Source organism: Halorubrum sp. SS7 (genome assembly GCF_005435055.1).
Taxonomy (GTDB): Archaea; Halobacteriota; Halobacteria; order Halobacteriales; family Haloferacaceae; genus Halorubrum; species Halorubrum salinarum.
This window is the reverse complement of sequence record NZ_SGXV01000792.1, coordinates 1-211: the sequence shown is the minus strand read 5'-3', so window position 1 is coordinate 211 and position 211 is coordinate 1. Positions and strand designations below refer to the sequence as shown.

Sequence of the window (211 nt, the reverse complement as noted above, 5' to 3'; positions counted from 1 at the left end):
CCATGTACGCCTCCAGGTCGGCGTACGTCTCGTAGCGGTCGGTGTCGATATCGCTCTCCATGGCGTCCACGAACGAGTGGACGTCCTCGTCGGGGATGCCGCTGCGCTCGCACACCTCGGCGAACGCCTCCAACACCGGGTCGTCGGTCGGCTCCTCGCCGAGCGCGGCCGCCCGGAGCCGGTCGAGTTCGGCCCGCTGTTCGGCTGGCGA

1 protein-coding gene is annotated in these 211 nt (G+C 70.1%); it reads right to left on the bottom strand.

Translation table 11 applies throughout. The features are described from left to right. The coding region (locus EXE44_RS19925) for a squalene/phytoene synthase family protein (protein ID WP_158293533.1) at positions 1-211 on the bottom strand (211 nt) is incomplete at both ends.